Genomic DNA, 23395 nt, shown 5'->3' with positions numbered 1-23395 from the left:
ATTTAAACGACAGTCAAAATAAGTAGCCTGGCTTCATAAGGCGCGTCTTCACCCTTACCAGACAGTCATCAGTAAGGGGAATATAAAAAATACACACTGCCAATTTTGTTGCTGATTTTTCAGATCAGTATATTGGCACAGGGACTTAACATGAAATTCAAACTGAACAAAGTCACACAAGTGGCGACTGCAGGTCTTTTATTTGGTTTAGCTTCTTTTGCTGCACACGCAGAAATCACTCTAATTAAACAAGACCCACAGCCGAACGATCCGCTGAGCCGCCTGAACTTCCAGGTTGGCGGCAGTATTCGTCCGCAGTTCCAGTTCCAGAACGGGGTGAAAAACTACAAGACCAATGGTTTTGATGGCGGTACACGTTTCCGTTTTTCTGCTGATTATTATCTGTTTGATGACATCAGCTGGATTAACTACTACGAGCTGGGTGTGAATATTCCTGCCCTGACTGGCTGGGATAATCACCACGCAGATGGCGCGCATAACACCAGCCGTCGCATGCTCTACACCGGTCTGAAAAGCAAAACTTACGGCCAGTTGACCTTCGGTCAGCAAAACAGCGTTTATTACGATGTGGTCGGTGCGAAAACCGATATCTGGGATTACGACATGCTCGCCCAGGCACCGGGTAATGGTGTGAACGGCGATTACGATGGTTCTTACCGTTCCCGTAAGATGCTGAAATACAAAAACACCTTCGGCGATGCAGATGTGTATGCCTCTTACCTGTTCGAAGACAATGAGTTGCTCACCGGCAAAAACGGGCTGCGTTACAAACGTAACGGCGGCGGTTCTGTCGGTGTGGATTACCACATCACCAAAGATCTGACCTGGGGTACGGCGTACAACTACACCGACGCAGAAATGAGAAACCCGGGCGACAACACCTCTAAAGATTACAACCAGAGCATTGTTGGTACTGCGCTGAGCTGGAAACCCGGCAACTGGACAGCGTCCTTCGGTGGCGGTTACTACCATGACTTCCTGACGACTGGTGTGAAAACTGAAGATCGCTTCTTCGCGGGCGATGCTTATGGTCTGGAATACTTCCTGGGGTATGCTTTCCCAATCAATCAGCTGGCGGTCAAAACCATTCAGCCGTACTTCATGGGTGACCGTCTGACCTATGTAACCGGCCGTAATTACCAGCGTATTGATAACGGGTTGGGTGTGTCCTTCCAGCTCGATTACGGCTTCCGTGTTGATTACGAGCACGTGTTCACGTCCTCTACCGATAATCTCGGTGATATGAATCTGATCCGTCTGCGTTACGATTTCTAAATCTTAACGACTGAACTTTTGGGGCCAGCTTTACGTCTTATTGACGGGCTGGCCCTTTCTTTTTACACCATTTCATCTATCCCACGTACGCAAAGCCAGACTAAACTCATAGAGACAGCTGTCGCTATATCCACTATGTAACCTGCAGGAGAGCTTTGCGATGTCAGCATTTTTCCGGTCCGACGTGACTGCCATTGGCGACTACCGAGCCGAATTGGGTGAAACTCCCGTCTGGTGCCAGCGTACACAATCTTTGCTTTGGGTCGATATTCTGGCTCAGTGTGTTTTGCGCTACTGGCCCGACAACGGGCAAACTGAAATTCATGAACTCCCCTCGCTGACCAGCGCCGTGTTGCTGACCGAAAAAAGAAATCAATTTTTGCTGGTTTCCGTCGACGGGATCCATCTTTACGAGTACGAACAGAAAACCCGCCAGAAGCTTTGTGATTATCCCGGCGCGGAAGGCACCCGTCCGAATGAAGCAGCCATCGCGCCCGATGGTTCTCTGTGGTTTGGTACGCTGGATATAAAGGAAGAAAAAGATAACGGCGAATGGTTCCGCTATGAAGCGGGCGCAGAAAAGCCGGAAATGATGCTCGATGGCGTCGGTTGTACCAACACACTGGTCTGGTATGAAGGCAAAGTCTGGTTTGCAGACAGTAAGAAAAAACGCTTTTTCTCCGCCAACGCCCGCCGCATCAATCCACTGAAAATATCCTGTTTTTCTTCGGGCGATAAGATCCCCGATGGCTCTGCGCTGGCACAGAATGGCTGGCTGATCACTGCCTGCTGGGGTTCAAAATGCCTGCTGCGCCAGCAGATCAATCAGGGCGAATTACTGACACTGGATACCCAGCCAGTGCCGGTCACACAACCGAGTTGTTGCACGTTTGGCGGGCCGGATATGACTGAGCTGTTTATCACCTCGGCGCGAAAAAACCTCGATGCGCCACATGCGCTGGAGGGTGCGTTGCTGCACGTTGAAACCACCACCGTGGGTGCACCGCAGAATTTGTTTAAACTCCCGCCTCATTGATGCCGCAGGAGTGCAGACATAAAAAAACCGGCCACTTTGAGCCGGTTTTCATTTAGGGTCTGAGATCAGTCGATCTGACGCACATCAACACGCAGCTCTTTTGGCACTTCGAACACGATATTTTCCTCGCGCCCTTCGATGTTGATCACATCAAGCCCGCCAAAGGTTTTCAGCTTGCTGATCACGTCCTGCACCAGAATATCCGGTGCGGATGCGCCTGCCGTAACGCCAATGCTTTTCGCATCTTTCAGCCAGTTTTCCTGAATATCTGCCGCAGAGTCGATCAGATAAGAAGGTACACCGACACGTTGCGCCAGTTCGGCCAGACGGTTGGAGTTCGACGAGTTCTTTGAACCCACCACCAGCACAACATCTGCTCCGTCAGCCAGCGTACGCACGGCTTCCTGACGGTTAGTTGTGGCATAGCAAATATCATCTTTACGCGGCCCGATGATTTTCGGGAAGCGATCGCGAAGCGCATCAATCACCGCAGAAGTGTCGTCAACCGACAGCGTGGTTTGCGTCATAAAGCACAGGTTGTTTTCGTCTTTCACCTGCAATTTATAAACATCTTCCGGCGCCTCGACCAGATACATTCCCCCGTTCGGATTGCTGTACTGCCCCATGGTGCCTTCCACTTCCGGATGCCCGGCGTGACCAATCAAAATGGCTTCAGTGCCTTTACGGCTGGCGCGCGCAACTTCCATATGAACTTTGGTCACCAGCGGACAAGTCGCGTCAAACAGCATCGTCAGATCACGCGCTTTCGCTTCTGCACGTACCGCCTGAGAAACACCGTGGGCAGAGAAAATCAGAATAGACCCATCAGGTACTTCGCTGATTTGCTCGATAAAAACAGCACCGCGCTGACGCAGGCTGTCGACCACGTAGCGGTTATGCACCACTTCATGGCGGACATAGATAGGTGCGCCGTAAATTTCCAGCGCACGTTCTACAATACTGATTGCGCGGTCAACACCCGCACAAAATCCTCGCGGATTAGCCAGCAATATCTGCATGTTTCCCCTCAAGCTCCGGGTCAATTTCCAGCACTTCAATATCGAAATCGATATGTTGCCCTGCCAGCGGATGGTTGAAATCTACAGTGATTGAATCTTCTGTCACTTCACGGACAACGCCCGGCATTTCGCTGCCATCACGACCACTGAACAACATGATGGTGCCGACATCCGGCACCCCAGTTTCCTGAAAGTCACGGCGGGAGAAGAACTGAACCAGATCCGGACTTTTGCTACCGAATGCCGATTCAGGGGCTAACGTGAACGCCCGTTTATCCCCTACGTTCAACCCTAACAGCTGATTTTCCAGCGCGTCAGACAAGCTGCTGTCGCCAAGGCGAAACAGTGCAGGTTTGCCATTGGCGCGGGTTGATTCCGCCGTAGAGCCATCTTCCAGCTTCAACGTAAAATGCACCAGTACAGCGCTGTCATGTTTCACCTGTTGAGACATAGACCTTATCCTTTACTCTTTGTAGCTTCTGATGGCTTTGCCAGAAAACCTTCCAGCACCACCATGGCTGCGCCGACACAGATAAAGCTGTCAGCCAGATTGAACGTAGCAAAATGCCAGTTACCGACGTAAAAATCGATAAAATCGACCACAAAGCCGTGATACAGGCGATCAAACAAGTTGCCCAGCGCCCCGCCGATAATCATCGCAAAAGCGATATTGTTCAGCTTTTGCTTCGCGGTGCCGCGGTACATCAGCACGACCAGCGCCACGACAATCACCAGCGCGATTAACGCAAAGAACCAGCGCTGCCAGCCGCCTTTATCAGCCAGGAAGCTGAACGCAGCGCCATGATTTTGCGCGTAGAACAGATTTAAATACGGGATCAACGGCATGGATTCACCGAGCTGGAAGTTTCCCATAATGAGAAACTTACTGCCCAGATCCACGATGATGACCACGACCGCCAGCCAGAGCCAGCGGAGTCCGGTGGAACAAATCGATTTACTCATTATGCAAACTTACGCTCTTCGCCGTCACCGGCGATGTTAGTGACACAACGGCCACAGATGTCGCTGTGTTCCGCGTTCTGACCAACGTCAGTTGTGTAATGCCAGCAACGCGGACATTTGTCACCTTCCGCTTTCGCCAGACCGATTTTCAGGCCTTTGAGCAATTCACTCGGCACAGCGGCATCGTCAGCTTCAGACAAAGCGGCGACTTTCGCGCCTGACGTCAGCAGGACAAAGCGCAGTTCGTTGCCCAGAGAACGCAGGTCCGTTGCCAGCGCATCATCAGCAAACAGCGTGACCGCCGCTTCCAGAGAACCGCCCAGACGTTTATCAGCACGCGCCTGTTCGATCACTTTGTTCACTTCGCCACGGACTTTCAGCAGTTCATCCCAGAACGCATCGTTCATGGATTCGTTGCCCGCCAGACCGAACAAACCGTCATACCATTCTTCGGTAAAGACGAATTTCTCACGACTTCCCGGCAGTTCTGCCCAAATTTCATCGGCAGTGAACGACATGATCGGTGCCATCCAGCGGACCAGTGCTTCGCTGATGTGATACAGCGCGGTCTGACAGCTGCGACGTGCAACGCTGTCGCTTTTCGCGGTGTACTGGCGATCTTTGATGATATCCAGGTAGAAGGATCCCATTTCGATCGAGCAGAACTGCATCAGGCGTTGAACGACGCCATGGAAATCATAGGCTTCGTACGCGGCAATGATTTCGTCCTGTGCGGCTTTCGCACGGCCAACAGCCCAGCGATCCAGAACAACCATGTCTTCCGGTGCCACGCTGTGCAGCGCCGGATCGAAACCGTTAAGGTTCGCCAGCAGGAAGCGCGCGGTGTTACGGATGCGGCGATAAGAATCCGCAGCACGTTTAAGGATTTCGTCGGACACGGCGATTTCGCCGGTGTAATCCGTAGATGCCACCCACAGACGCAGGATGTCGCCACCCAGCTTGTTCATCACGTCTTGCGGCGCGATAGTGTTGCCGATGGATTTAGACATTTTGCGGCCCTGACCATCCACAGTGAAACCGTGCGTCAGCACTTGCTTGTAAGGCGCTTTGCCTTTCATGGCCGTCGAAATCATCAGGGAAGACATAAACCAGCCGCGATGCTGGTCAGACCCTTCCAGATACAGATCCGGTGAATGACCGTTAAACTCAGGACGCACATCCACCACGGAAGAATGGGTTGAACCGGAGTCAAACCACACGTCCAGCGTATCCGGCACTTTGACGTAATCGGCAGCGTCCGCACCCAGAATGTCTTCCGGATTCAGATCCCACCACGCCTGAATGCCATCCACTTCAACACGTTTCGCCACTTCTTCCATCAGCTCAAGGCTGCGCGGATGCAGTTGCTCAGTGTCTTTGTGAACGAACAGAGACATCGGCACGCCCCAGGTACGCTGACGGGAGATACACCAGTCAGGACGGTTAGCGACCATGTTTTCGATGCGCGCCTGGCCCCAGTCCGGGATCCACTGCACGCCTTTGATCTCTTCCAGAGACTGCTGACGCAGACCTTTCTGATCCATGCTGATGAACCATTGTGGCGTCGCGCGGAAGATGATTGGCGTTTTATGACGCCAGCAGCACGGATAGCTGTGCGTTATTTTCTCAACGTGCAGCAATGCGCCTTTTTCGCGCAGCAACTCAACGATCAGATCGTTGGCTTTAAAGACGAATTTACCGTCCAGCGTCGGGTAAGTGCCTGGCAGATAGCAGCCGTTCGGCCCTACCGGGTTCGCCACTTCCAGACCGTATTTCTGGCCGATAACAAAGTCGTCCGGGCCATGACCCGGTGCGGTATGCACGGCACCAGTACCGGCATCGAGCGTTACGTGGTCGCCCATGATCGCCGGAACGTCGAAACCAAGGAACGGGTGTTTGAAGCGCAGCAGTTCGAGGTCCGCGCCTTTACATTCGCCCAGTACAGTCCATTCTGCGATACCGGCGCGTTTCATGACGCTTTCAACCAGATCGGTTGCCAGGATCAGACACTGACCTTCTGCCTGAATCAGCTGATAAGAAAACTCAGGGTTCAGTGAAATAGCGCGGTTTGCTGGCATGGTCCACGGCGTGGTGGTCCAGATCACCAGAGAAATCGGGCCGTTAAAGGAAGACACGCCAAATTTCGCGGCAACGGCGGCAGCGTCAGTCGCGTTGAACGCCACATCAATAGAAGGAGACGCTTTGTCGTAATACTCAACTTCGGCTTCTGCCAGGGATGAACCGCAATCTGTACACCAGTGAACCGGCTTAGCCCCTTTGTGCAGATGGCCGTTACCGATGATTTTACCCAGCGCACGAATGATGTTGGCTTCAGTTTTGAAGTCCATGGTCAGGTACGGATGATCCCAGTCGCCCAACACGCCCAGACGGATGAAGTCTTTCTTCTGGCCTTCAACCTGCTCTGCTGCGTATTTACGGCAGGCTTCACGGAATTCTGCTGCCGTGACTTTCTCGCCCGGCTTGCCGATCAGTTGTTCGACTTTAAGCTCGATTGGCAGACCATGACAGTCCCAGCCCGGCACATACGGCGCATCAAAGCCCGCCAGTCCTTTGGACTTAACGATCATGTCTTTAAGAATTTTGTTTACTGAGTGACCAATATGAATGCTGCCGTTCGCATACGGAGGGCCGTCATGCAAAATAAAGGTTTTCTTGCCTTTCTTGGCAGCACGAATAATCCCGTACAGATCCTGTTCATACCAATTTTTCAGCATGTCAGGTTCACGCTTGGCCAGATCGCCACGCATCGGGAACCCTGTTTCCGGCAAATTCAGGGTGTTCTTGTAGTCACTCATAGATTCTCGGTTCCGTTTTCGGCTGGATTCCAGGCTTTGTTACACGCCTGTCAGTACATGTTTAGCGCAGTGTCTTTAACCCAAAGAATTCACGGGCCGTCACTTCATCGTTCGCAATTTGTTGCTTTAAAGCATCAAGCGAGGAGAAACGCTGTTCGTTGCGCAATTTCGCGCGGAGCACCACATCAATGTGGCGCCCGTATAAATCTAATGTGGTGTCAAGAAGGTGCACTTCCAACTGCTTGCGCACGCCTCCGACTGTAGGACGTATTCCAATGTTCGCCACGCCCGGCAGAGGTTCAGGCCCGAGGCCTAAGACTTCAACCGCATACACGCCGCGCACCGGAGACACGACCCGCTTCAACGGCACGTTTGCCGTCGGGAAGCCAATGGTGCGTCCCAGTTTATCGCCGTGTACGACCCGGCCCGAGATACTGAACGGATGGCCCAGTAAATTCTCGGCCAGGGCCAGATCATCGTCGCGCAACGCATTACGGATCGCCGTGCTGCTGATGCGGTTCTCGCCTTCACGGAACGTTTGCGTGCTGATCACTTCAAAGCCGTATTCTTCACCGGCTTTCTGCAATAGCTCAAAATCCCCCAGACGGCTGGCACCAAAGCGGAAATCATCCCCGACAGTCAGGAATTTAACACCCAGCTTCTCTACCAGCAGTTGTGAGATAAAGGCCTGCGCCATATGTGCGGCAAACCGGGGTTCGAAACGCACACATAAAAGGTAATCAACCCCGCACTCCGCCAGATACTTGGCTTTGTCACGCAAACTGGTCAGGCGTGCAGGTGCTTTATCACCGGCAAACAATTCCAGAGGCTGTGGCTCGAAAATCATTACCATCACCGGCAACCCCAGACGTTGACCTTCCAGCTTAAGCTGTTCAATCAGGGCCTGATGACCACGGTGTACACCATCAAAATTGCCAATAGTCAGCACACATCCATGATGACGTGCTCGAATATTGTGTATTCCACGAATTAGCTCCATAGCTGGCTCAAATCCAATGCTGACTCATAACGATGGAAATCGGCGGATTATACCTTGTACAGCCTCCAAGGTTAACCAGCGATTAGCAGGATCACACCATTCTCTCTTGCATACGGCAGATATTGCGGTTCAAATGGCGGCGTGGCGATGAAAATCTTTCGTTGCATACAGGGAATGCGTGACTTTTCGCATAAACAAAGCGTTAATGGCCGTAGTGGGCAGTTTGTACACTCTCCTGTCGATTTTTCTCGCGAAAGACTGTATTCCGATGCCGGAAGCTGTTAAAATCCTGCGCCATCACAACGTAACAAGCGACGAGTAAAGTTCACTCTTTAAAACGCCGCTTATTTGCACAAATCCGTTGACAAAAGAAGACCGAAAAGGCATATTCCTCGGCCTTTGAATTGTTCATCAATAGAAAAATATTTGGGAGTTGGCCTTGGCTAATATCAAATCAGCTAAGAAACGCGCCGTACAGTCAGAAAAACGCCGTAAGCACAACGCGAGCCGTCGTTCTATGATGCGTACCTTTATCAAGAAGGTATACGCGGCTATTGCAGCAGGCGACAAAGCTGCTGCACAAAACGCATTTAACGAAATGCAACCAATCGTGGACCGTCAGTCTTGCAAAGGCCTGATCCACAAAAACAAAGCAGCGCGTCATAAGTCAAACCTGACTGCGCAAATCAACGCAATGCAATAATCGCATTACGCTGAAATGCTTGATAAAAAAACCGGCTCACGCCGGTTTTTTTATATCTGAAATTTGAGTTCAACACTAAAAGCTATTCAAACAACGCTGAAAAGTCCGTATGGCAAATCCGCTGTACCGAAGGATGCTGAATCATTCTTTCGGCAAATATCACGTAGTACTCTTCCATAATCCCTTCCACCCGTCCGACTTCCTCTATTTTTTCATCCTGAAATTCAGTTGATGAATAAATAGCCGGAGCGACAAATATCGCGTTGTTGTTCATTCCAAACGCTTTCATCAGCGCGGCATCATCAAACTCACCGAGAATATTGACCTTCAGCCCCTGCGTATTAAACCAGTTCAGCAGTTTGCGCCCCAGCATTGAACGCCTGCCGGGGATGAGTAATGAACGACGCTTCAGACAAGCCGGGAAATTCATGCCTGCCGGTGGATTACAACAAAAGAAGCTGATCGGACTTTCACCCAGTTTGACCGAGAACAGCCCTGCCTGCTGCGTGGAGTCCACCGGGCAATCAGACAAAATCATGTCCAGTTTATGCTGGCTCAGTTGTTCGAGCAGCATTTCGTGAGTCGATTCAAAACAGCGCAGGTGAATTTGCGCGTTGTCCGGCACGGCAGCTTCCAATACGCGGCTGACCAGTCGTTTGGATAACGCATCCGCCACACCCACATCAAACAACAGGCTCGCCTCTTTGCGGTAATTCACGATATCCAGCATTTCCTGACTAAGGGTGAACATTTTATCCGCATAGCGGTAAACCAGTTGCCCTAACTCAGAAGGCACCAGCCCACGCCCCTGCCGTTTGAAGAGTTTCCCATCCAATCTTTCTTCCAGGGATTTAATCTGCCCGGTGATCGTTTGCGGAGTAAGGTGCAACACTTCAGCAGCTCCCACAACAGAACCTGATTTACACACGTGCCAAAAATAATACAAGTGGTTGTAATTGATATGAGGCATGGTTTCACCCTTTCCGAAAGTATGAAGTCAGCGTCATTATTAATTTGCACGTTTCTTAGGCAAGGCCCGGCTCAGGAGCAGGTATCCCAGAACCGCTGATGCGGCTGATCCCATCAGGATGCCCATTTTGGCGTACGTCAGCAACGCAGGCTCCAGCGTCGCAAAGGCCAGAGAACCAATGAAAATCGACATCGTAAAACCGATACCGCACAGCACGGAGACTGCCGAAATTTGGCTAAAAGTTATGCCGGATGACAGCCGTGTAATCCCTGATTTCAAGGCGATCCCGCCGAACAGAATGATACCCAGCGGCTTACCGAGAAGAAGCCCGGCAGCAATACCCATGGGTAATGTCGAGAATGAACCCGCAACTGTCACGCCCTGCAAAGAGATACCCGCATTGGCGAACGCAAACAGCGGCAAAATAAACCAGGAAACATAGGGGTGGATCCCATGCTCCAGGCGGCGAGCAGGTGACCTTTTATTCTCTTTGGTTCTCAGCGGAATTAAGAAGCCAAGAATGACACCCGCCAGCGTCGCGTGGATACCTGATTTCAGCACACACACCCAGAACACAGCACCAATCAGCAGGTACGGCGTCAGCTTCGTTACCCCCCGCCAGTTCAGTAGAGCCAGTACAGCGATGCACACCGCCGATAACCCCAGTGCCATCATCGACACATCGTGACTATAAAACAGTGCGATGATCACGATGGCACCCAAGTCATCAATAATGGCCAGTGCCAGCAGGAACACTTTTAACCCGGTCGGCACTCGTGACCCCAGCAGTGCCATCACCCCCAGCGCAAACGCAATGTCCGTTGCCGCCGGAATAGCCCAACCCTGACGGGCTATTTCATCGCTGCCGTTAAACAGTAAATAGATTAATGCCGGAACAACCATACCCCCGAGCGCGGCAATAGCAGGAAACATCGCCTGCTCGCGGTTGGCCAGCGCGCCTTCGCACATCTCACGCTTTACTTCCAGACCAATCATCAGGAAAAACACTGCCATCAGGCCATCGTTAATCCACAGCAAAAGTGGCTTGTCGATCAACAGCTCGGAAAAACGCAGGGTGACGGGAATATCCAGAAATGCCTGATAAATCCCCTGCAACGGACTATTCGCCATGATTAATGCCACAATGGCTGCGATGATTAATATCACACCACCGGCGGCTTCCATCCGTAAAAACTGACGAATGATATTTGACATTCTGACTCTCCTGTAGAAAAACGTGGCAAGAAAAAGCTCACCACAAGGGTATGTCTGAATTGTACGCAAACTATCACTTCGTAAAAAGTCGATTATTTCTGGATTATACTTCGCTTTTTACGAATCATTGGTTTTCACATTGTTGAATAAAAATCCATAAAAAATCCCCGGCGCGTCAACCGCTGCCGGGGATGTTATCTGGCTTTCCGTCGCTCGATTTAGCGAAAGCTTAGCGGGTCAGATCATCAAAGAACTTTTTCACGCCGTCCAGGAAGCTTTTAGAGCGCGGGCTATTTTTCTCACCCGAAACGCCACCAAAGCTTTCTTCCAGATCACGCAGCAACTGCTTCTGCTTCTCGTTCAGGCTGACCGGAGTTTCCACTACCACCCGGCACATCAGGTCGCCCTGAACGCCACCACGGACAGATTTCACACCGCGCCCGCGCATACGGAACATTTTGCCCGTTTGCGTTTCAGCAGGAATTTTCAGGCTCACGCGGCCATCAAGCGTTGGCACTTCAATTTCGCCACCCAGTGCTGCCATGGCAAAATTGATTGGCACTTCGCAGTACAGGTTATTACCTTCGCGCTCAAAGATTTTATGCGCTTTAACCTGAACCTGAACGTACAGATCACCTGACGGAGCACCATGCTCACCGGCTTCGCCTTCACCCTCCAGACGAATACGGTCTCCGGTATCCACACCCGCAGGAATCTTCACTGACAGCGTTTTTGAACGTTCTACGCGACCATGACCATGACATTTGGTGCACGGATCTTTAATCACTTTACCGCGACCCTGACAGGTCGGACACGCCTGCTGGACTGTGAAGAAGCCCTGACGCATCTGAACCTGACCTGCACCATGACAGGTCGGACAGGTGGTCGGAGAGCTACCCGCTTTCGCGCCGCTGCCGTGGCAAACGTCACATTCATCCAGTGTCGGGATGCGGATTTCTTTGGTGACACCACGAACGGCCTCTTCCAGAGTCAGATCCATGTTGTAACGCAGGTCTGAGCCCCGGCTGGCACGCTGACGGCGCCCGCCGCCAAAGATGTCGCCAAAGACGTCACCAAAGATGTCGCTGAAATCTGCACCGCCGCCGCCGTAGCCACCACCACCGCCCATGCCACCTTGTTCAAAGGCTGCATGACCATACTGGTCGTAGGCCGCACGCTTTTGCGCATCGGTCAGAATTTCATAAGCTTCTTTAATTTCTTTGAATTTGCTTTCAGATTCTTTATCGCCCTGATTTCGGTCAGGGTGATGTTTCATCGCCAGACGCTTATAAGCCTTTTTGATTTCACGCTCATCCGCTGTTTTGGATACGCCTAAAATCTCATAATAATCTTGCTTCGCCATGCTTTAACCTACCCTCAACATGCGTGCACGGGCGTAGAGTTTCCTCGACGCCCGTGCTGGTTATCAGTAAAGCTTCTTACTGTGCCCGCTTAAGGGCGATTATTTTTTGTCTTTAACTTCTTCGAATTCAGCGTCAACAACGTCGTCATCTTTCTGCGCGCTGGTATCGCCGCCTTCAGCCTGACCTTGTTGCTGAGCCATTTCCATCAGTTTGCCGGAAACCTGTACCAGCGCCTGGATTTTCGCTTCGATATCAGCCTTATCTTCACCTTTAGCAGACACTTCCAGTGCTTTCAGGGCTTCTTCTACTGCGGTTTTGTCTTCAGCTGGCAGTTTGTCGCCGGCTTCTTCCAGTTGCTTACGGGTACCGTGGATCAGATGGTCCGCCTGATTGCGGGTCTGAACCAGTTCTTCAAACTTACGGTCAGATTCAGCATTGGCTTCAGCATCGTTGACCATTTTCTGGATTTCTTCTTCGCTCAGACCAGAAGATGCCTTGATGGTGATCTTCTGCTCACGGCCGGTATTTTTGTCTTTCGCAGACACGTGCAGGATACCATCGGCATCAAGGTCGAAGGTGACTTCGATCTGAGCCTGACCGCGTGGTGCTGCCTGAATACCGTCCAGGTTGAACTGACCCAGAGATTTGTTATCACTTGAACGCTTACGTTCACCCTGCAACACATGGATGGTTACTGCAGACTGGTTGTCTTCCGCAGTAGAGAACACCTGACTGTGTTTGGTCGGGATGGTGGTGTTTTTAGTGATAAGCGGAGTCATCACGCTGCCCATGGTTTCGATACCCAGAGACAACGGAGTCACATCCAGCAGCAGAACGTCTTTCACGTCACCTGCCAGGACACCACCTTGAACTGCTGCACCGATTGCCACAGCTTCATCCGGGTTCACGTCTTTACGTGGTTCTTTACCGAAGAAATCAGCAACTTTCTTCTGAACCATTGGCATACGGGTCTGACCACCCACCAGGATAACGTCCTGAATGTCAGAAACTGACAGGCCTGCGTCTTTCAGCGCCACTTTCAGTGGTTCGATAGAACGGTTAACCAGGTCCTCAACCAAAGATTCCAGTTTTGCACGGGTCACTTTGATGTTCATGTGTTTTGGACCTGACGCATCAGCAGTGATGTACGGCAGGTTCACGTCAGTTTGCTGAGCAGAAGACAATTCGATCTTCGCTTTTTCAGCGGCTTCTTTCAGACGTTGCATCGCCAGTGGATCGTTACGCAGATCCATGCCTTGCTCTTTCTTAAATTCTTCAACCAGATAGTTGATCATACGGCTGTCGAAGTCTTCACCACCAAGGTGAGTGTCACCGTTGGTCGCCAGTACTTCAAAGGTTTTTTCGCCGTCAACTTCATCAATTTCGATAATAGAGATATCGAAAGTACCACCACCGAGGTCGTATACCGCGATAGTACGGTTGCCGATTTCACGATCCAGACCATAAGCCAGTGCCGCAGCAGTCGGTTCGTTGATGATACGTTTGACTTCCAGACCTGCGATACGGCCAGCGTCTTTCGTTGCCTGACGCTGAGCATCGTTGAAGTAAGCAGGTACGGTGATAACAGCTTCAGTTACAGGTTCACCCAGATAATCTTCAGCGGTTTTCTTCATTTTCTTCAACACTTCTGCAGAGATCTGCGGAGGTGCGATTTTCTGACCTTTAACGTCGATCCAGGCGTCGCCATTGTCAGCGCTTACGATCTGGTAAGGCATGATGCCTTTATCACGTTGTACTTCTTCATCCTGGAAGCGACGGCCAATCAGGCGCTTGATCGCGAACAGGGTGTTCTGCGGGTTAGTCACAGCCTGACGTTTAGCCGGAGAACCTACCAGAGTCTCGCCATCTGCCGCATAAGCGATGATGGAAGGAGTGGTGCGGTCGCCTTCAGCATTCTCCAGTACACGAGCAGTCGTGCCATCCATGATAGCTACACAAGAGTTGGTGGTGCCCAGGTCGATCCCAATAATTTTACCCATCTAAAACGTCTCCACTTAAATTCATATTCGTTCAGGTTGCTACTGTATATGTGGCCGATCTTTTCGATTTCAACAGCCCCATTTAACGGATTTCCCGACGGTAACAACTGCGGTTGGGAATAAGATGGGGCCATGCAGCTCAGCATCAAGGGGCAAAGTGAAAAAAAATCTTCAATTGCTGTTACGCCAGATCAATGTTTGCTGACGCAACCCTCCTTATGATGCCGCGCGCTTCTAAAGATATGTGGGTTTTTTACTCATTTCCCAAGCGTTTCTTCCCCCGATTATCAATTAATAATAATTCCGATACAGAGGATCTATGCACAGCAAAACGTTGGCAAATCCAGGCCCGCTCGGGTTGATGGGATTTGGTATGACCACTATCTTATTGAATTTACACAATGCAGGCTTTTTTCCCCTGACAGCAGTGATTGTCAGTATGGGGATTTTTTATGGTGGTTTGATTCAGATTCTTGCCGGGATGATGGAATTTAAAAAAGGGAATACGTTCGGCACGACCGCATTCACTTCTTATGGCGCATTCTGGTTAAGCCTGGTCGGCATCCTGATGCTGCCGCGCATGGGCATGGCTGAAGCCAGCAGCGAAAGCTTCCTTGGCGCTTACCTCGGCATCTGGGGCGTGTTCACCTTATTCATGTTCTTTGGCACCCTGAAAGCAAACCGTGGTTTACAGATCGTTTTCGGCAGTCTGGTTATTCTGTTCGCGCTGTTGTGCTTCGGTAATATGACCGGAAACACGGCGGTACTGCATTTTGCCGGTTTCGAAGGGATCTTCTGTGGCGCCAGCGCGATTTATCTGGCGATGGCCGAAGTGCTGAACGAGCAATATGGCCGTACCGTTTTGCCGGTCGGTGAGCCGAAAAACCACGCTCCCCAGGTTGACGCGGTTGTGGCATAAGCCCCCTCAGCCAGACGCAAAAAGCCCTGCGATGCAGGGTTTTTTTATGCATAAAACGAAATCACTGGCCGGAAGTTGCGCCTTCGGCAAATTTCTCTGTACGGATCGTTTCGCTGTTCAAATCGCGGCTGAGGTAAATACCGGTCAGCAAGCCAATCACCGACAAGGCCAGCACATAATAAGCCGGAGCCATCGGCGTCAGACGCATAATCAGCGTGACGAAGACCGGAGTCAGGCCGCCGAAAATCGCGTAGGCCATGTTGTATGAGAAAGAGATGCCGGTAAAACGCACTTCCGCCGGGAAGGCCCGCACCATCACATAAGGTACTGCGCCGACCACACCTACGCTCAACCCCGCCAGCGCATACATGCCCATCAGCACCGAGGCATCAGCCGCGACCATATGATAGAAAGACCAGCTGCAAATCCCGAGGAAGAGGCTGCCGAAAATAAAGGTTTTGCTGGCACCGAGGCGATCAACAATGCTTCCCGAGATAATGCATCCAAACATCAGCGCTACTGTAGCCAGACAGTTGGCTTGTAATGCGGCTGCCGCCGGAATGCCGAATTGCTTCTGCAACCAGGTTGGCGTCATCAGGATCACCACCACGATACCGGCGGATAACAGCCAGGTCATCAGCATCGATACCACGATTTCTTTTTTATGATTGGCCACGACAGATTTCAACGGCAATTCTTCCGCCAGCGCCTTATGCGCTTTCATTTCCATAAAGACAGGCGTTTCCTGTAACCATCGGCGCAGATACATCGCGATCAGACCAAAAATGCCGCCGATGAAAAACGGAATACGCCAGCCGTACTGACTGATGGTCGCTGGCGTCAAGCTGGTGTTCAGTAAAGTTGCCACCAGAGAACCCAGCAGAATCCCCAACGTTAAACCGGCGGTGAGGGTGCCGCAGGCGAAACCGATGCGATTACGTGGCACATGTTCAGCGACAAACACCCACGCGCCCGGCACTTCGCCGCCGATCGCCGCGCCCTGTAACAGACGCATCAGCAGCAGCAACAGCGGTGCTGCCATGCCAATCGAGGTGTAGGTTGGCAACAGCCCCATTGCCAGTGTCGGTAAAGCCATTAATAAAATACTCAGGCTGAACATGCGCTTACGGCCAACCAAATCACCGAAGTGCGCCATGATGATACCGCCCAACGGGCGCGCCAGATAACCGGCAGCGAAAATACCAAAAGTCTGAACCTGACGCAGCCAGTCGGGCATATTGGCCGGGAAGAAGAGATCGCCAATTACCGCAGCGAAAAAGACGAAAATGATGAAATCGTAGAATTCGAGGGCGCCACCCAGTGCCGCCAGGGAAAGCGTTTTGAAGTCCTGCCGGTTCAACCGGCGCGATTGTGTGTGTTGCATAGGATACCGTCAGACACCAGAGTAAAAAATGGAAAAAGGTTTTGCCACCTTATGTAAAGTAATCCTTACTATAGCGGCAAATATTTTTCACACCAGTGGTGTCTGACGCTTAACGTCGCTAAATTTCAAAAAGGAACTGTATTCAGTTTTTTATCTCGCGGCGGGCACTTTTCGGACGGAAAGCTGCTACCACCTCATCATGCGTTTCAACGTAAGGTCCGTCGAGCAACTGGATGCAATAGGGCACACTGGCAAAAATGCCGGAAACAATCACTTTACCGTCGGCATCTTTCAGTCCTTCCAGCGTTTCCTGAATAGATTTCGGCTGGCCAGGTAAATTCAGGATTAAAGCCTGTTTGCGGATCACCCCAACCTGACGTGACAAAATTGCCGTCGGTACAAAGTGCAGGCTGATCTGACGCATCTGTTCGCCGAAACCGGGCATTTCACGATCGGCAACAGCCAACGTGGCATCCGGTGTGACATCCCGGCGCGCAGGCCCGGTTCCCCCGGTGGTTAACACCAGATGGCAGCCGCTTTCATCAACCAGTTCACTGATAGCCTGTTCAATCAAAGGCTGCTCGTCCGGGATCAGCTTTTTCTCCAGCTTAAAAGGCGTAATAAGCGCTCTTTCCAGCCATTCTTCCAGTGCCGGAATACCTTTGTCCTGATAAACACCGCTTGAGGCGCGGTCCGACACTGATACCAGACCAATCCGTAATGTATCCATGCTATTTCTCCACAGCATTTTTCTTCGTAGTCACAGCACTCAGTATATCGGTAACCGGCCGGTGGTTTTATCGCAGGCACAAAAAAAGCGGCTGATTAGCCGCTTTATGCTGGAACTGAATGCTGATTACAGCAGGTCAGAAATCATTTTTTCCAGTTTACCCTGGTCGATTGCAAACTTACGGATGCCATCAGCCAGTTTATCGATCGCCATTGGATCCTGGTTGTGCTCCCAGTAGAACTGAGATTCAGTCAGTGGCGCAGGACGTGGCTTGGTTTCGCCGGAGAATGACAGTTTACGTTCCAGCGGACCTTCGCTTTCTGCCAGTTCTTTCAGCAGTGCAGGGGCGATGGTCAGACGGTCACAGCCAGCCAGTTCGATGATTTCACCGATGTTACGGAAGCTTGCGCCCATCACGACAGTTTCGTAGCCGTGTTGTTTGTAGTATTCGTAGATTTCGGTTACGGACACAACGCCCGGATCTTCATGTGGTGCGAACTCTTTTTTGTCACCATTGGCTTTGTACCAGTCAAGGATACGACCAACGAACGGAGAAATCAGGAACACGCCCGCTTCAGCACAAGCACGCGCCTGTGCGAAGGAGAACAGCAGCGTCAGGTTACAGTTGATGCCTTCTTTTTCCAGTTTCTCTGCAGCGCGGATGCCCTGCCAGGTAGAAGCCAGTTTGATCAAAATACGGTCGTTGCTGATACCCGCATCGTTATACAGTTTGATCAGGCGTTTGGCTTTGGCCACGCTTGCGTCAGTGTCGTAAGACAGACGTGCATCAACTTCTGTTGAAATGCGGCCCGGTACCAGTTTCAGAATTTCCAGACCGATGTTCACTGCCAGTTTGTCAGCTGCATCAGTAATCTGCTGATCGTGATCGCTGCTCTGGTCACGTGCCCAGGCGATTGCTTCGTCGATCAGTTTACGGTATTCAGGAATTTGCGCAGCGCTGAGGATCAGTGACGGGTTCGTGGTCGCATCCTGCGGCTGGTACAACTTCATTGCCGCGATATCTCCGGTGTCAGCAACAACCTGAGTCATTTGGCGTAGGGAAGTCAGTTTATCGGTCATTTTGGCATATCTCATCGTTTGGACGTTTTCGTATAGGCATTTTCATGCCTTGCCTTTGGCTGATGATAACATGCAAAAAGCCAGGCGCAAGGCGCATATCACGGCATGCTCGGCTACGAACATCTATGGATTTCTCACCTTCCAAAACACACAAAATTAGCCAAAATGCACATGTTACCCGTTCGATAAAACAGGTATGTTAGCCACCCAAAGTGGTCATTGCCCGCAAGCAAACAAATAAAAATGATGAAGGGCAAATCAACCAAGGACAATTTATGAACGACCTGCTGGATTTTTTCGATACTATTCTCTGGAGTTCAATCCTGATTTACCTGCTATGCGGCACCGGCATTTACCTTACGTTCCGTCTTGGTTTCATTCAGTTTCGTCACTTTGGCCACCTTTTCTCCCCCACTCTTTATAAGCGAAAACACATCACACGAGGTATTTCCCCGTGGCGGGCGCTGTGTCTCAGCCTTGCATCGCGTATTGGTACCGGGAATCTCACCGGTGTCGCCATCGCCATTACGCTCGGCGGCCCTGGCGCTATTTTCTGGATGTGGATTATTGCAGTTTTCAACATGGCGACGGCAATGATAGAAAACACGCTGGCGCAGATTTACAAAGGCAATGTAGCCCATGAAAAATTTCGCGGCGGACCGGCTGATTACATGGAAAAAGGGCTTGGAATGCGCTGGATGGGTATCTTGTTTTCCTTGCTGATGGTGATTTCCTGCGGCTTTATTTTCAGCGCCTTACAGGCCAATTCCATTGCTCAGGCTTCTTTCCATCTTCTGCATGTACCGGCGCTGTCCACCGCCTGCATTTTATCCGTGCTGGTCGCGATACTGATTTTTGGCGGTATACGCGCAATCACCTGGCTTTCGAAATGGCTTGTACCGCTGATGGCCTTCGCCTACTTGTTGCTGGCCATCTGGGTTATTGGTCATCACATTGAAAAGTTGCCACAGGTGCTGGCGCTGGTATTCAAAAGCGCCTTCGGCTTACAGCAGGCCGCTTACGGCGCACTGGCGTATGGCGTGACACAGGCCATTACGCAGGGCATGCAACGCGGCGCCTTTGCCAGCGAAGCCGGTGTCGGCTCTTCACCCAATGCAGCGGCGATGGCGGGCGTAAGCCACCCGGCCATGGTGGGGTTCAGTCAGATGTTTGCCGTCTTCATCGATACCATGGTGATTTGTACCGCAACCGCGCTGATCATCCTGACGTCAGGAGCCCTTGATCAACCTGACGCCCCGGTTGGCATCCGGCTGATACAGCAATCGATTATGCCGGTGACCGCAGGCTGGAGCCATGTGGTTCTGGCCATTCTGGTCTTCTCTTTTGCGTTCACGTCGATTGCCGGAAACTATGCCTATGCCGAAAACAATCTGAATTTCTTTCACGGTTCTTCGCCCGTTAAATTACTGATTTTCCGGTTGATGGTCATCAGCATGGTGTTCTGCGGATGCCTGATGGAATTACAAGTCCTGTGGAAACTGGCCGATATCGTCATGGCGCTGATGGCAATACTCAATCTCACCGCACTGTTGCTGCTTTCGGGCATCGCGGTCAGCGTGGTGAAAGATTATGAACGCCAGCGACGGATGGGGAAAACGCCGGTGTTTAATCCTGATCACTACCCTGAATTACGCGGTCAGCTCCAGCCCGGCGTCTGGGATAAAAAAATGCCTCCGCGCTGATTTCCTGCGCTTTTACCTATCGATATCATGCCTCCATCGCAGTGACTTTTTTGCTACAGTAAGGCAACAAAAATCCTGAATGTGAACCGTCACTGACCAACGGACGAGACTATGCTGACCATTATTTCACCTGCCAAAACGCTCGATTACGAAAGCCCGCTTGCGACAACGCGCTATACCCAACCGGAGCTGCTGGATAAATCCAGCCAGCTGATTACCGTGGCACGTAAAATGTCTCCTGCGCAGATTTCTTCACTGATGGGGATCAGCGACAAACTGGCCCATCTGAACGCCGAACGTTTTAATGACTGGCAGCCGGATTTCACGCCGGATAACGCCCGTCAGGCCTTGCTGGCCTTTAAAGGCGATGTGTATACCGGTCTGCAGGCAGAAGATTTCAGTGAGAAGGATTTTGATTTTGCACAGAAACATCTGCGGATGTTGTCAGGTTTATACGGCCTGCTGCGTCCGCTGGATCTGATGATGCCTTACCGTCTGGAAATGGGTATCCGTCTGGAAAATCCCCAGGGCGCGAATCTGTATGCCTTCTGGGGAAATTTGCTGACCGAAAAACTCAACCAACTGCTCAGTGAACAAAAAAGCAAAGTGCTGGTGAATCTGGCGTCTGATGAATACTTCAAAGCGGTGAAACCCAAACTGCTGGATGGCGAAATCATCAAGCCGGTATTCCTCGACGAGAAGAACGGCAAATACAAAGTCATCAGCTTCTACGCCAAAAAAGCGCGCGGCCTGATGAGCCGCTTTATTATTAAAGAGCGTCTGGATAAGCCGAAACAGCTTCAGGATTTCAATCTGGAAGGTTATGAATTTGATGAATCACGTTCGCAGGGCAATGAACTGGTGTTTACCCGTCCTGAGCGCTGATTGACCTGATCTGCGGATACAAAAAAGCCCTCACGAAGAGGGCTTTTGCCTGTCTGAAACACAATATTTATTCAGGCAGCGCCATCAGGAATGCACGCATCTCGCTGAAATCAGCCGGAAGATTATGCGACAACAATGGCAGGTCAGCGCGATCCGCCAGTTCTTTCGGTAAACCGATGTCCTGATCCAGAATCGCTTCCACGCTTTCCTTGAATTTTGCCGGATGCGCCGTCCCGATGAACAGACCGAACTCGCCCGGTTGCAGCTGGTCACGCAGCACACGGTAAGCAATTGCCGCGTGAGGTTCAGAGATATAACCGATATTGGCCAGCTCGCGCATCGCGTCTTCGGTGGTGTCATCGCTGACCGCACCGAAGCCCAGATCTTTCAGCTGCCAGGTTTTACGACGATACAACTCTTCCACACGCGGCCAGTTGTTTGGCTGGCTGACATCCATAGCGTTCGACAGAGTGGCAACGGTTTTCTTCGGTTCCCACTCGCCGTTAGACAGGAAACGCGGCACCGTATCATTGGCGTTGGTCGCCGCAATAAAGCGTTTCACCGGCAGGCCGAGGGATTTCGCCAGCAGACCAGCGGTCAGATCACCGAAGTTACCGCTTGGTACGGAAACCACCAGCTGATTGCGCGCTTCCTGAGGCAGTTGGGCAACCGCTTCAAAGTAGTAGCAAATCTGCGCCAGCAGTCGGCTGATATTGATGGAGTTAGCTGAGTTCAGTTTCAGCGCGTGTTTCAGTTCTTCATCATCAAACGCCTGTTTCACCAGCGCCTGACAGGCATCAAAGTCGCCGTCGATAGCGACGGTATGAATATTTCCGCCAAGCGTACAGAACAGTTTTTCCTGCAACGGGCTGATTTTGCCGCGCGGATACAGAATCACCACACGAACATTTTTCAGACCGTGGAACGCATGTGCCACTGCCGCACCGGTATCACCGGAGGTCGCGGTCAGAATAGTCACCGGCTGATCGCCAGATACCTGAGTCAGGATCTGCGCCATGAAGCGGCCACCGAAATCTTTAAAGGCCAGGGTCGGGCCGTGGAACAGTTCCAGACAGGCAATGTCTTCTTCCACTTTGGCAACGGGTGCCGGGAAGGCAAACGCATTTTTTACACGCTGATATAATTCTTCTTCCGGAATTTCATCGCCGATGAAAGCAGAAAGAATTCGGCTGCTGCGGGTGACGAAATCCAGTTCCAGCAAGCGATCAATTTCGGTCAGTTCAAACTCAGGCAATTCCAGCGGGAAGAATAATCCCTGCTGTTTTCCAAGACCTTGTTTGACGGCCTGAGCAAAGCTGACCTGCTCGTTGTGATCCTTCAGGTTGTACAGTTTCATTAGTTATCCCAATAAATTATCGAGTTATCCCAATACCCGCGCGCCCGCGGTATCAAGACGACAAATATGAACAAAGCCTTCGTCATTTTGCAGATAATGCGTCTGCAACCAGTCAGCCATACGTTTCGCTGTCGCACTGTCGTTGCACACCGCGAACAACGTCGGGCCGGAACCGGAAATCCCGCAAGCCAGCGCACCAATTTCTTCTGCGGCGCTGCGGGCTTCGGCAAAGCCCGGCAGCAGACGGGTGCGGTAAGGTTCAGCAATCACATCTTTCATCAGTTTTGCGGCCAGCGCAGGTTGCTGAGTGTGGCAGGCATGAATAAAGCCCGCCAGATAACGTCCGTGGCTGATGCAATCCTGACGGCGATACTGCGCAGGTAAAATGGCACGCGCCTCGGCCGTCGAGACTTTAATCCCCGGATACGCCATCACCCACAGCCAGTCATCAAAGCCTGGCACGTCCTGGCTGATGATATCGAGTTCTTCCAGCATCAGTTGAATGCCGCCTAAATAGCATGGCGCCACATTATCGAAATGTACGCTACCGGAAATCCGCCCTTCCAGCTCGCCCATCAGCAACAGCATCTGGTTTTCATTCAGCGGCTTACCGCAAAACTCATTCATCGCCATCAGACCGGCGACCACCGAACAGGCGCTGGAGCCCAGACCTGAGCCGATCGGCATGTTTTTTTCCAGCGTCATCGCCACCGGCACTTCTTTGCCGATTTCCTGACAGAAACGCTGCCAGCACTGATAAACGATGTTGTCTTCCATGCGATCCGGCAGTTTAGACACAAACTTGCCTTCGTTTTTCAGACTGAACACTGTGGCCGCCTCAACGGAAACACAGTCGCCCAGCAGCGTGCCATCCAGCGGAGACACGGCCGCGCCCAGAACATCGAAGCCTACGCTGACGTTCCCGATTGAAGCCGGGGCATACACCTTAACCATA

The 23395-nt window shown here is 51.6% G+C and carries 21 protein-coding genes; 7 read left to right on the top strand and 14 right to left on the bottom strand.

Annotated features, from left to right (window positions below; all coding sequences use genetic code 11):
- Nucleotides 1-150 precede the first annotated feature (150 nt).
- A complete protein-coding gene (locus ABIC79_RS08860) occupies nt 151-1296 on the top strand; it encodes a porin (protein ID WP_112151004.1) in 1146 nt (381 codons plus the stop codon).
- A 160-nt stretch (nt 1297-1456) separates the two neighbouring features.
- Entirely contained in the window at nt 1457-2332 is an 876-nt protein-coding gene (locus tag ABIC79_RS08855; protein ID WP_013577058.1) for an SMP-30/gluconolactonase/LRE family protein, read from the top strand.
- A 65-nt stretch (nt 2333-2397) separates the two neighbouring features.
- Here the strand turns inward: ABIC79_RS08855 and ispH are convergent, their stop codons facing one another.
- The 5 genes from ispH to ribF all read right to left on the bottom strand — a co-directional run bounded on the left by ispH (nt 2398) and on the right by ribF (nt 8130).
- The gene (gene ispH, locus ABIC79_RS08850) at nt 2398-3351 is read right to left on the bottom strand and encodes a 4-hydroxy-3-methylbut-2-enyl diphosphate reductase (RefSeq protein WP_013577059.1); all 954 of its coding nucleotides are present in this window, start codon (nt 3349-3351) and stop codon (nt 2398-2400) included.
- A complete protein-coding gene (fkpB, locus tag ABIC79_RS08845) occupies nt 3332-3802 on the bottom strand; it encodes an FKBP-type peptidyl-prolyl cis-trans isomerase (protein ID WP_013577060.1) in 471 nt (156 codons plus the stop codon). The genes ispH and fkpB overlap by 20 nt, the downstream gene beginning before the upstream one ends.
- A gap of 5 nt (nt 3803-3807) precedes the next feature.
- Complete coding sequence (lspA, locus tag ABIC79_RS08840) at nt 3808-4314, bottom strand: signal peptidase II (RefSeq protein WP_013577061.1); 507 nt, start codon at nt 4312-4314, stop codon at nt 3808-3810.
- Entirely contained in the window at nt 4314-7130 is a 2817-nt protein-coding gene (gene ileS / locus ABIC79_RS08835) for an isoleucine--tRNA ligase (RefSeq protein WP_112197251.1), read from the bottom strand. Before ileS ends, lspA begins: the two co-directional genes overlap by 1 nt.
- Nucleotides 7131-7191: 61 nt before the next feature.
- Nucleotides 7192-8130: a bifunctional riboflavin kinase/FAD synthetase gene (gene ribF / locus ABIC79_RS08830; RefSeq protein ID WP_013577063.1), complete on the bottom strand. Its 939-nt coding sequence runs from the start codon at nt 8128-8130 to the stop codon at nt 7192-7194.
- Between the two features lie 178 nt (nt 8131-8308).
- Here ribF and ABIC79_RS08825 point away from each other — a divergent pair, with 178 nt between their 5' ends.
- Complete coding sequence (locus ABIC79_RS08825) at nt 8309-8452, top strand: hypothetical protein (RefSeq protein ID WP_197063140.1); 144 nt, start codon at nt 8309-8311, stop codon at nt 8450-8452.
- A gap of 117 nt (nt 8453-8569) precedes the next feature.
- Nucleotides 8570-8833: a 30S ribosomal protein S20 gene (gene rpsT, locus ABIC79_RS08820; RefSeq protein ID WP_013577064.1), complete on the top strand. Its 264-nt coding sequence runs from the start codon at nt 8570-8572 to the stop codon at nt 8831-8833.
- Nucleotides 8834-8915: 82 nt separating this feature from the next.
- Here rpsT and nhaR read toward each other — a convergent pair whose 3' ends face one another.
- The 4 genes from nhaR to dnaK form a co-directional block, all read right to left on the bottom strand.
- Nucleotides 8916-9803: a transcriptional activator NhaR gene (gene nhaR, locus ABIC79_RS08815; RefSeq protein WP_354566833.1), complete on the bottom strand. Its 888-nt coding sequence runs from the start codon at nt 9801-9803 to the stop codon at nt 8916-8918.
- Between the two features lie 39 nt (nt 9804-9842).
- A complete protein-coding gene (nhaA, locus tag ABIC79_RS08810; RefSeq protein ID WP_121019692.1) occupies nt 9843-11018 on the bottom strand; it encodes a Na+/H+ antiporter NhaA in 1176 nt (391 codons plus the stop codon).
- A 229-nt stretch (nt 11019-11247) separates the two neighbouring features.
- On the bottom strand, nt 11248-12381 hold the full coding sequence (gene dnaJ, locus ABIC79_RS08805; protein WP_013577067.1) for a molecular chaperone DnaJ: 1134 nt from the start codon (nt 12379-12381) through the stop codon (nt 11248-11250).
- A 99-nt stretch (nt 12382-12480) separates the two neighbouring features.
- Complete coding sequence (gene dnaK, locus ABIC79_RS08800) at nt 12481-14382, bottom strand: molecular chaperone DnaK (protein WP_013577068.1); 1902 nt, start codon at nt 14380-14382, stop codon at nt 12481-12483.
- A gap of 319 nt (nt 14383-14701) precedes the next feature.
- On the opposite strand from dnaK, the gene satP reads away from it, so the two are divergent.
- A complete protein-coding gene (gene satP, locus ABIC79_RS08795; RefSeq protein ID WP_013577069.1) occupies nt 14702-15301 on the top strand; it encodes an acetate uptake transporter in 600 nt (199 codons plus the stop codon).
- A 61-nt stretch (nt 15302-15362) separates the two neighbouring features.
- Here satP and ABIC79_RS08790 read toward each other — a convergent pair whose 3' ends face one another.
- From ABIC79_RS08790 to tal, 3 genes are all read right to left on the bottom strand, one after another.
- Entirely contained in the window at nt 15363-16685 is a 1323-nt protein-coding gene (locus ABIC79_RS08790) for an MFS transporter (protein ID WP_112151005.1), read from the bottom strand.
- 142 nt (nt 16686-16827) lie between these two features.
- Nucleotides 16828-17415, bottom strand: coding sequence for a molybdopterin adenylyltransferase (mog, locus tag ABIC79_RS08785; RefSeq protein ID WP_112197253.1), 588 nt, complete (start codon nt 17413-17415; stop codon nt 16828-16830).
- A 126-nt stretch (nt 17416-17541) separates the two neighbouring features.
- A complete protein-coding gene (gene tal / locus ABIC79_RS08780; RefSeq protein ID WP_037033577.1) occupies nt 17542-18495 on the bottom strand; it encodes a transaldolase in 954 nt (317 codons plus the stop codon).
- A 275-nt stretch (nt 18496-18770) separates the two neighbouring features.
- On the opposite strand from tal, the gene ABIC79_RS08775 reads away from it, so the two are divergent.
- The gene (locus ABIC79_RS08775) at nt 18771-20198 is read left to right on the top strand and encodes an alanine/glycine:cation symporter family protein (RefSeq protein WP_354566829.1); all 1428 of its coding nucleotides are present in this window, start codon (nt 18771-18773) and stop codon (nt 20196-20198) included.
- Nucleotides 20199-20309: 111 nt separating this feature from the next.
- Entirely contained in the window at nt 20310-21083 is a 774-nt protein-coding gene (yaaA, locus tag ABIC79_RS08770; protein ID WP_037033470.1) for a peroxide stress protein YaaA, read from the top strand.
- 67 nt (nt 21084-21150) lie between these two features.
- Here yaaA and thrC read toward each other — a convergent pair whose 3' ends face one another.
- Complete coding sequence (thrC, locus tag ABIC79_RS08765; RefSeq protein WP_119262119.1) at nt 21151-22440, bottom strand: threonine synthase; 1290 nt, start codon at nt 22438-22440, stop codon at nt 21151-21153.
- A gap of 24 nt (nt 22441-22464) precedes the next feature.
- Nucleotides 22465-23394, bottom strand: a complete 930-nt coding sequence (gene thrB / locus ABIC79_RS08760; RefSeq protein ID WP_354566826.1) for a homoserine kinase — start codon at nt 23392-23394, stop codon at nt 22465-22467.
- Between the last annotated feature and the right edge of the window lies 1 nt (nt 23395).

It is taken from the genome of Rahnella sp. 2050, from assembly GCF_040544515.1.
In the GTDB taxonomy this organism is placed as follows: domain Bacteria; phylum Pseudomonadota; class Gammaproteobacteria; order Enterobacterales; family Enterobacteriaceae; genus Rahnella; species Rahnella aceris.
Note: the sequence above shows the minus strand (reverse complement) of the source record. Positions and strands in the feature narration are given on the sequence as shown.

Bases quoted from the DNA above. Each gene is read 5' to 3' on its own strand.
- yaaA (WP_037033470.1), top strand. From the start codon at position 20,310: ATGCTGACCATTATTTCACCTGCCAAAACGCTCGATTACGAAAGCCCG.
- thrC (WP_119262119.1), bottom strand. From the start codon at position 22,440: ATGAAACTGTACAACCTGAAGGATCACAACGAGCAGGTCAGCTTTGCT.
- lspA (WP_013577061.1), bottom strand. From the start codon at position 4,314: ATGAGTAAATCGATTTGTTCCACCGGACTCCGCTGGCTCTGGCTGGCG.
- ileS (WP_112197251.1), bottom strand. From the start codon at position 7,130: ATGAGTGACTACAAGAACACCCTGAATTTGCCGGAAACAGGGTTCCCG.
- nhaA (WP_121019692.1), bottom strand. From the start codon at position 11,018: ATGTCAAATATCATTCGTCAGTTTTTACGGATGGAAGCCGCCGGTGGT.
- mog (WP_112197253.1), bottom strand. From the start codon at position 17,415: ATGGATACATTACGGATTGGTCTGGTATCAGTGTCGGACCGCGCCTCA.
- tal (WP_037033577.1), bottom strand. From the start codon at position 18,495: ATGACCGATAAACTGACTTCCCTACGCCAAATGACTCAGGTTGTTGCT.
- dnaK (WP_013577068.1), bottom strand. From the start codon at position 14,382: ATGGGTAAAATTATTGGGATCGACCTGGGCACCACCAACTCTTGTGTA.
- ABIC79_RS08860 (WP_112151004.1), top strand. From the start codon at position 151: ATGAAATTCAAACTGAACAAAGTCACACAAGTGGCGACTGCAGGTCTT.
- nhaR (WP_354566833.1), bottom strand. From the start codon at position 9,803: ATGCCTCATATCAATTACAACCACTTGTATTATTTTTGGCACGTGTGT.
- ribF (WP_013577063.1), bottom strand. From the start codon at position 8,130: ATGGAGCTAATTCGTGGAATACACAATATTCGAGCACGTCATCATGGA.
- ABIC79_RS08790 (WP_112151005.1), bottom strand. From the start codon at position 16,685: ATGCAACACACACAATCGCGCCGGTTGAACCGGCAGGACTTCAAAACG.
- ABIC79_RS08775 (WP_354566829.1), top strand. From the start codon at position 18,771: ATGAACGACCTGCTGGATTTTTTCGATACTATTCTCTGGAGTTCAATC.
- satP (WP_013577069.1), top strand. From the start codon at position 14,702: ATGCACAGCAAAACGTTGGCAAATCCAGGCCCGCTCGGGTTGATGGGA.
- dnaJ (WP_013577067.1), bottom strand. From the start codon at position 12,381: ATGGCGAAGCAAGATTATTATGAGATTTTAGGCGTATCCAAAACAGCG.
- fkpB (WP_013577060.1), bottom strand. From the start codon at position 3,802: ATGTCTCAACAGGTGAAACATGACAGCGCTGTACTGGTGCATTTTACG.
- ispH (WP_013577059.1), bottom strand. From the start codon at position 3,351: ATGCAGATATTGCTGGCTAATCCGCGAGGATTTTGTGCGGGTGTTGAC.
- ABIC79_RS08855 (WP_013577058.1), top strand. From the start codon at position 1,457: ATGTCAGCATTTTTCCGGTCCGACGTGACTGCCATTGGCGACTACCGA.
- thrB (WP_354566826.1), bottom strand. From the start codon at position 23,394: ATGGTTAAGGTGTATGCCCCGGCTTCAATCGGGAACGTCAGCGTAGGC.